Origin of the sequence: uncultured Maricaulis sp. (assembly GCF_963976135.1) — a bacterium.
GTDB lineage: Bacteria > Pseudomonadota > Alphaproteobacteria > Caulobacterales > Maricaulaceae > Maricaulis.
On sequence record NZ_CAXBKN010000114.1, the window covers coordinates 1 to 7,597 of the forward strand.

The 7,597-nt window shown below is 62.6% G+C and carries 6 protein-coding genes; 3 read left to right on the top strand and 3 right to left on the bottom strand.

Going from position 1 to position 7,597, the window contains the following annotated elements; genetic code table 11:
- Both AAC023_RS12750 and AAC023_RS12755 read left to right on the top strand, forming a co-directional pair.
- The coding region (locus tag AAC023_RS12750) for an insulinase family protein (RefSeq protein ID WP_339741575.1) at positions 1 to 717 on the top strand (717 nt) is incomplete at its 5' end.
- A gap of 74 nt (positions 718 to 791) precedes the next feature.
- Complete coding sequence (locus tag AAC023_RS12755) at positions 792 to 1,433, top strand: FKBP-type peptidyl-prolyl cis-trans isomerase (protein WP_339741576.1); 642 nt, start codon at positions 792 to 794, stop codon at positions 1,431 to 1,433.
- A 76-nt stretch (positions 1,434 to 1,509) separates the two neighbouring features.
- On the opposite strand, the gene AAC023_RS12760 is transcribed toward AAC023_RS12755, so the two are convergent.
- From AAC023_RS12760 to AAC023_RS12770, 3 genes are all read right to left on the bottom strand, one after another.
- Complete coding sequence (locus tag AAC023_RS12760) at positions 1,510 to 3,063, bottom strand: pilus assembly protein TadG-related protein (RefSeq protein ID WP_339741577.1); 1,554 nt, start codon at positions 3,061 to 3,063, stop codon at positions 1,510 to 1,512.
- Positions 3,064 to 3,165: 102 nt separating this feature from the next.
- Entirely contained in the window at positions 3,166 to 4,731 is a 1,566-nt protein-coding gene (locus tag AAC023_RS12765; RefSeq protein WP_339741578.1) for a pilus assembly protein, read from the bottom strand.
- A gap of 84 nt (positions 4,732 to 4,815) precedes the next feature.
- Positions 4,816 to 6,306 carry a pilus assembly protein TadG-related protein gene (locus AAC023_RS12770; protein ID WP_339741579.1) on the bottom strand — a complete coding sequence of 497 codons (1,491 nt, stop codon included), beginning with the start codon at positions 6,304 to 6,306 and terminating at the stop codon, positions 4,816 to 4,818.
- A 120-nt stretch (positions 6,307 to 6,426) separates the two neighbouring features.
- On the opposite strand from AAC023_RS12770, the gene argE reads away from it, so the two are divergent.
- On the top strand, positions 6,427 to 7,597 hold a 1,171-nt coding region (argE, locus tag AAC023_RS12775; RefSeq protein WP_339741580.1), incomplete at its 3' end, for an acetylornithine deacetylase.

The following is a 7,597-nucleotide window of genomic DNA, read 5'->3' on the forward strand; positions in this document are numbered from 1 at the left end:
AATGCGCCGATCGAGATCACGATTGTTGGCGATATCAGCGAAGAGGCGGTCATCGCCGCGGTCGGTGCCACATTCGGCGCCCTGCCAGAGCGGGCTACAAGCTGGCCCGACTATGCCGAGGCGCGTGATGTCCGCTTCCCTGAAGCCACCAGCGAGCCGGTCATCCTGCGCCATAACGGTCCGGATTATCAGGCCATGGCAAATGTCTACTGGCCGACTTTCGATGATAGCGAGCCACGCCGCAGCCGTGCCCTGGCCTTGCTGCGCGCCGTGTTCGACCTCAAGCTGACCGAACGCCTGCGCGAGGCCGAGGGTTTTACCTATTCCGCCTTCAACAGCTCGACGACGTCGGATGTCTATCCTGACTACGGCTATCTCTGGGTCGGCGTCGATGTCCGGCTCGAGAATGTCGACGCGACCTATGCCGCGATTGACGAGCTGGCCGCCGCACTGGCCGCCGGCGAGATCACCGAGGATGAAGTCCTGCGCGCCCGCCGGCCCTTGCTGGAGCAGATCGAGGATGCGTTCGAGAATAATGGCGCCTGGCTCAACTGGCTGTCGCAATCCTGGGACAAGCCCGAGCGGCTCGACCGGATTCGCGCCCTGGCCAGTGACTATGCCGAAATTTCCCGTGACGAGCTGATCGGGATGGCGGCGGACTACCTGCAGCCGGAAGCCAGCTGGCGGGTGACGATATTGCCGCGTGACGCCGAATAGAATTCTCGCATCGGCACAACTGAACCGGGCAGGCCTGCCCGAAATGGAGATTGAAAATGAGATTTGCCGTGTTGATGACAGCCGCCTCCGCCCTGGCGCTCTCGGCCTGTTCGAGTGGAGACGTGCCCGTGAGTGATGCACCGCCGAGTGAAACGGATGCTGTGACTGAAGCAGCGCCGGCCGCAGCCCAGCCCGAGGCACCGGTGATGACGGTCGAGGCGGCGACGGTTGCCGAAGCCCGCGCCTGTCAGGGCGCCGCCGATACCACCATGCTCGTCATTGACGCGCCAGAGGCCGGCAATCAGGACGCCGACGTGAACGCTGCCGCAGCCCGTGACTATCTCGATGCTGTGCGCGCCGAACCCTGCGTGTTCGAACTGCCGTCCGGCCTGCTCTTCCGTATCCGCCAGCCTGCCGAGGATGGCATTTCACCGGTCTCCGGCGATATGGTCACGGTGCATTATCGCGGCATGTTCGCCTATGGCGGCGAGTTCGATTCCTCCTATGCTCGCGGCGAGCCAGCGACCTTCCCCTCCAACCGTCTGATCGCCGGCTGGGTCGAAGCCCTGCCGCTGATGCGTGTCGGCGAAGCCTGGGATCTCTTCATCGCGCCAGAGCTGGCCTATGGCCCACGTGGCACGCCGGGCGGTCCGATCGGCCCGAATGAAGCCCTCGTTTTCCAGCTTGAACTGATCGATATCCCGGGCGCCAATTAGGCCCGGTCATCCGGTTCGAAAATCAATTCGCCAAAGTCAGGGCCGTGCCGGTGAGTTTGCGCTCACCGGTGCGGCGCTAGCGTGCCAGGCGCAGATTGGCGAGATCGCCGGCGATCATCTCGAATGTATCGCGCAGCGCCGAGGTCGACGGCGAGTCGAAATACAGGCTGTCGCTGGACGCGCAGGCCCGCATCATGTCCCGGGTCGAGCTGGAATTGACCTGGAATGTGATGGTGTAGACGCGGATTCCCTGGGACTTGGCATAATTGCAGGCCGCGACTGTACGCTCGTCGAGGGCGTCACCGAGCCTGCTGCTGCTGGTGGTACGAATGCCGAGGCGGTCGTCAGTGATATATCCATAGGCCTCGTATTCCGACATGAAATCGGTGCTTTGCCCGCGCAGGACGTTTTCGCCGTCGGTCAGGATCACCATCGCCTTGAGCACGTCGCGATCATCATAGCTGGTGCCCTCGCTGAACGGCATTTGTGGTGACAGAACCCGCACACCCCAGCTGATGCCGTTGGCGATATTGGTGGTTCCATTTGCTTCCATATCGGAAATCGCATTATCGATCCGCGAACGTGAAGTCGTCAGCGCCGTGATCGGCGTTGTCGTGCAGGCCGCGTTCGGACTGCCACCGCTTGGCCGCGCATCATCATATTTCGCCAGATTGCGCAGGCGCTCGAAAATCTCGTCGAGAATGCCGAGGCTGAGAAAGCTGCCATCGTCGATATAGTCATTGGGGAAGCGCCAGGTGTCTGGCTCGTCCGGGGCAAAATAGGGGACGAACAGGGTTTCGGGCCGGGCCGGGTTGGGCGCCGTGTCGTCGATATCCATGGGCAGCGAGCGCGATTCAACGCAGCCTTCCCAGCTGGTGTTACGCAGGCTGTCGAACAAATCCCAGTGATTGGGATGAATGGTCGTGGTTGTACAGCGGCGCCGGCGGCCGCGGCCGGTGCATTCCTCGACGCTGAAATCGCCGCCGGCCCATTGGGCATGGATAGGCGAGAGGGCGTCGGGGTCCAGCCACCAGTCGCGCTCGAAGCCGGTGCCGACATTGACCGTCGCGGCGAAGGGCACCAGGCCGATCTTGACGTCGTCCGGATCATCGCCGCCTTCAAACAGGATTTCCGACAGGAGATGAGCGGCATCGCGCAGGCCGCGGATCTTGGAGCCGCCCATCGAGCCGGTATTGTCGAGTACCATGGCCAGCTCGATACGCTGGCGGGCGCGCTGGGCGACGCTCTCCCAGTGCACGGTAATGGTCTGGATGCCGGCCAGGCCGAGCATGGTGGTGCGAACTTCGGCGGCGCCGCGTACGGTGACGCTGTCGGTTTCCGGGTCGAGCGAGACCGAGACGCTGGTGATGTCACCCAGCTCGCGTTCCGGGTAATTCGCTGCGATGAAGCCGCGGGCAATCGTCAGTGCATCTTCATCGGAGATGGTGGAATTGACGCCGACGGCGAGCGCCGCGGCGTCGAGCGCCTGGGCGAGGCGGCTGCGGGCATTCATCGCCGTGCTGAGATCGACGGAACCGCCGGCCAGCAGGGTCACCGGCATCAGCGCCAGCGAAAAAATCACCGCGACATTGCCCCGCCGATTGGTCGCGAATTCTGCGATTTTTCTCAAGAAGCGGGCCAGGAACATGTGCGTTTACCATCATCAATTCGGTAAAACTCTACAGGTTCGGGGTTAAAGGGCCGTTAGATGAGGTGGTTAACCAATGGTGACCTATCGCGACAGCCGCAGATTGGCGAGATCGCCGGCAATCATCTCGAAGGCATCGCGCAGGGCCGAGGATGAGGGCGAGTCAAAATACAGGCTCGCACTGGTGGCACAGGCCTGCATCATGTTTCGCGTCGAGCTTGAACTGACCTGGAAGGTGATCGTGTAGACCCGGATCCCCTGCGCCTTGGCATAGGCGCAGGCCGCTGCGGTGCGCGCATTGAGCGCCGTGCTGAGCAGATTGCCGTTCGAGGTGCGCACACCAAGCCGGTTGTCGCTGATATAGCCATAGGCCTCATAGCGGGACATGAAGTCATTGCCCTGTCCCGAGAGCACATTCTCCCCGTCTGTCAGGATCACCATCGCCTTGAGCACGGTGCGGTCATCATAGGCAACGCCTTCCGCGAAGGGCATTTGCGGTGACAGGACGCGCACGCCCCAGCCAATACCATTGGCGATATTGGTATTGCCGTTCGCCGCCATGGCCGAAATGGCCGCGTCAACGCGCGAGCGCGAGGTGGTGAGCGGGGTGATCGGCGTCACTGTGCAGGCCGCATTCGGCCCGTTCGAGCTGGGCCGACCATCGTCATATTTCAGCAGATTGCGCAGCCGGTTGAGAACGCTCCCGACCACTCCGCTGGCGAGTCCATCGCTCAGATAATTGTTGGAATAGCCCGACAGGTCCGGCTCGTCGGGGGCAAAATAGGGGATGAAGAGGGTTTCCGGCCGGCTGGCATTGGGCGTGGTGTCGTCAATATCCATTGGCACGGCGCGCGCCTCGACGCAGCCACCCCAGGACGTATTGCGCAGGTCATCAAACAAATCCCAGTGATTGGGGTGGATAATCGTGGTCGTGCATCTGCGCCGATTGCCATTGCCGGTGCAGACCTCGCTTGTCTGATCGCCGCCGGCCCATTGGGCGTGGATCGGTGAGGCGGCATTCGGGTCCAGCCACCAGTCGCGTGCGAATCCGGTGCCGACATTGACCGTTGCGGCAAAGGGAATGACACCGATCTTCACGTCCCCGGTATCGCCGATGCCTTCAAACAGGATTTCCGAGAGCAGATGCGCCGCACCCCGCAGGGCCGTGATCTTGGAACCGCTCATCGAGCCGGTATTGTCGAGCACCATGGCCAGCTCGATACGCTGGCGGGCGCGCTGGGCCACGCTTTCCCAATGCACGGTGATGGTCGGTATCCCGGCCAGGGCGAGCATGGTGGTGCGCACTTCGGCGGCGCCGCGCACGGTGACGCTGTCGGTGACCGGGTCGAGGGTCACTGTCACGTTGGTGATATTGCCCATTTCGCGTTCGGGATAATTGGCATTGATGAAGCCATTGGCGATGGTCAGCGCATCGGCATTGGAGACCGAGGCGTTGACGCCGACCGCCAGGGCGGCCGCATCGAGCGCCTGGGCGAGGCGGCTTCGGGCATTCATCGCGGTACTGAGATCGACAGATCCACCGGCCAGCAGGGTGACGGGCATCAGCGCCAGCGCGAAAATGACCGCAATATTGCCGCGGCGATCCTTCGCAAAACGGGACAGAATTCCGGGAAAACGGCTCAGGCACATGCAAGGGCACCCTCATCTAATCTCCAGGCTTCTACCGGTCCCGAGTTAAAACCGAGTTAGAATTGTGAGTTTATTTTGAGTGCGTTATCGCGAAAGGCGCAGATTGCTCAGATCGCCCGCGATCATCTCGAATGCATCGCGCAGGGCGTCCGATGAGGGCGAGTCAAAATACAGGCCTGGATGGGTCGCACAGGCCTGCATCATATTGCGCGTCGAGCTGGAATTGACCTGGAAGGTGATGGTGTAGACGCGGATGCCCCGCTCCCGGGCATATTCACAGGCCGCCGCGGTGCGGGCATTGAGGGCATTGCGGATCGTGGTGTCATTCGAGGAGACAATGCCAAGACGGCCATCGCGCATATAGCCATAGCCGGAATAGTCCGAATAATTGCTGTTGCCGCGACCATTGAGGTAATTCTCGCCATCGGTCAGCACGACCATCGCCTTGATCGTGTCGTCCTCGTCCCAGTCCACGCCCTGGGTGAAAGGCTCGCCCGGTGACAGGACGCGCACGCCCCAGCTGACGCCGATCGGGATATTCGTCGTGCCGCTGGCGATCATGGCGGAGATGCCGGAATTGATCGTATTCTGATTACCGGTCAACGGCGTGATCGGCCGCGCCGTGCAGCCCCAGCCGGGCCCGTCGCCGGATGAAACCGACGCGCCGGTATATTTAGGCGCATTGCGCATCCGGGCGGTCTGGTCATAGCCCGACATCTGATCGCTCATATAGCTGTTGGGATAAGAGCCATAGCTCGACTCGTCCGGTGCAAAATAGGGCAGGAAGAGCGTGTCCGGTGATGCGGCAGACGGCGGCGTATCCTCGATATCATGGGGAATGGCCCGCGCCTCGACACAGCCGGTCCAGTCGCGATTGGTAATCGTGTCGAACAGCTCCCAGCGATTGGCGGCCGGGATGAAATTCTCCGAGTGCAGCGGTGACAGGCCATCCAGGTCGAGCCACCAGGCGCGCTCATATTGGGTCCCGACATTCACTGTCGAGGCAAAGGGCACAAGGCCGATCTTGAGCCGGTCCGGATCGGCACCCTCGAACAGGATGTCGGTCAGCAAATGCGCCGCATCGCGCAGGCTGGCTATTTTCGAGCCACCCATGGAGCCGGTATTGTCGAGCACCATGGCCAGTTCGAGCCGGCGGCGCGCGCGTTGCACTTCGCTCTCCCAGTGCACGGTGATGGCATCAATCCCGATCAGCGACAGTACGAGCGTGGCAATGCGCGCCTCGGCGCCGACCGTGACGATGTCATTTTGCGTATCGAGTGCCACGGTCAGCCCGCCAATCTCACCGATCTCGCTGGGCGGATAATTGGCTGTCACGAAGCCGAGTGCGAATTCAGCGGCCTCATCCTCCGTGAGCGATGTCTGGACCCCGACGGCGAGGGCGGCTGCGTCGAGCGCCTGCGCCAGCCGGGTCCGGGCATTGAGGGCCTGATTGAGATCGACAGCACCGCCGGTCAACACCATGAGCGGCATCAGCAATATCGAGAACATCAGCGCGACATTGCCGCGCTGGTCGGCCACCCAGGCCCTTAAAAAGGAGGTCCATCTCGAAGGCATCAGGTCCACAATCAGCAAAACCCGGTGATACTGCGTGTGCGCTGGCCGCTTGGGCACTGAGTTTTGGAATTGAAGTGAAAAACCGGCTAACACCGATGCTACAACTGTTCGAGGTCATCCATGTCCCAGCCATCGCCCTTCCTTGCGACCGCGATCGAAGAATTGCGCGATCTGATCGCCTTCGACACCACCTCGCGCAATTCCAACCTGCCCCTGATCGACCATGTCGAGCAGCGCCTGACCGCGCTGGGGGCGCATTGCGAGCGCATCCCCAATAGCGACGGGACCAAGGCCAATCTGCACGCGATTATCGGGCCGATGGTCGATGGCGGCGTGGTCTTGTCGGGCCATACCGATGTCGTGCCGGTCGATGGCCAGCCCTGGACCTCGGATCCCTGGACGCTGACCGACAAGGGCGATGGCAGGCTCTATGGCCGCGGCACGTGCGACATGAAGGGGTTTTCCGCCTGCATCCTGGCGCTGGCGCCGATGTTTGCGGCTGCCCAGCTCAAGCGCCCGGTTCATATCGCGCTCTCCTTCGACGAGGAGATTGGCTGTATCGGCGCGCCGGCGATGATCGAGAAAATCATGGCGGGTCCGGTCAAGCCTTCAAGCGTCATCGTCGGCGAACCGACCGATATGAAAGTCGTCACCGCCCATAAGGGCCTGTTCTCGATGGTGGTGAAACTGCGCGGCCGCGAGGCACATTCCTCCCTCGTGAGAGACGGTGCCTGCGCCGTCACCCATGCCGTGCCGCTGATGCAATACCTGGTCGATTGCGCTGCCGAAATGGAAGCCGCTGCCCCCGATGACAGCCCCTATACCCCGCCTTTCGGCACGCTGACGATTGGCGAGATGAAGGGCGGCACAGCGCTCAACATCCTCGCCCTCGATGCCCAGTTCGCCAGCCTGATCCGCCCGGCCCCCTGGGATGACCCGCACGCGATCGAGGCCGGCCTGCGCGAGCGCGCCGCCGCCGTCGAAGCGAAGATGCGCGAATCAGTCCCCGAAGCCAGTGTGACGGTAACCGTGCGCTCGAACGTGCCCGCCTTCGCCCGCGAGGCCGACGGCGCCGCCGAACGCCTGGCGCGCCAGCTCACCGGCGATAACTCCACCCGCGTCGTCAGCTATGGCACCGAGGCGGGCCAATTCCAGGCCGCGGGCCTTTCCGTCGTCGTCTGCGGCCCCGGCTCGATCACCCAGGCGCACCAGCCGGACGAATTCGTGGCGATCGACCAGCTCGATCAGTGTTGCGGCTTCATGGAGCGGCTGGTTCGGGTGCTGGAGGGGT

Bases quoted from the DNA above. Each gene is read 5' to 3' on its own strand.
- AAC023_RS12755 (WP_339741576.1), top strand. From the start codon at position 792: ATGACAGCCGCCTCCGCCCTGGCGCTCTCGGCCTGTTCGAGTGGAGAC.
- AAC023_RS12765 (WP_339741578.1), bottom strand. From the start codon at position 4,731: ATGTGCCTGAGCCGTTTTCCCGGAATTCTGTCCCGTTTTGCGAAGGAT.
- AAC023_RS12770 (WP_339741579.1), bottom strand. From the start codon at position 6,306: ATGCCTTCGAGATGGACCTCCTTTTTAAGGGCCTGGGTGGCCGACCAG.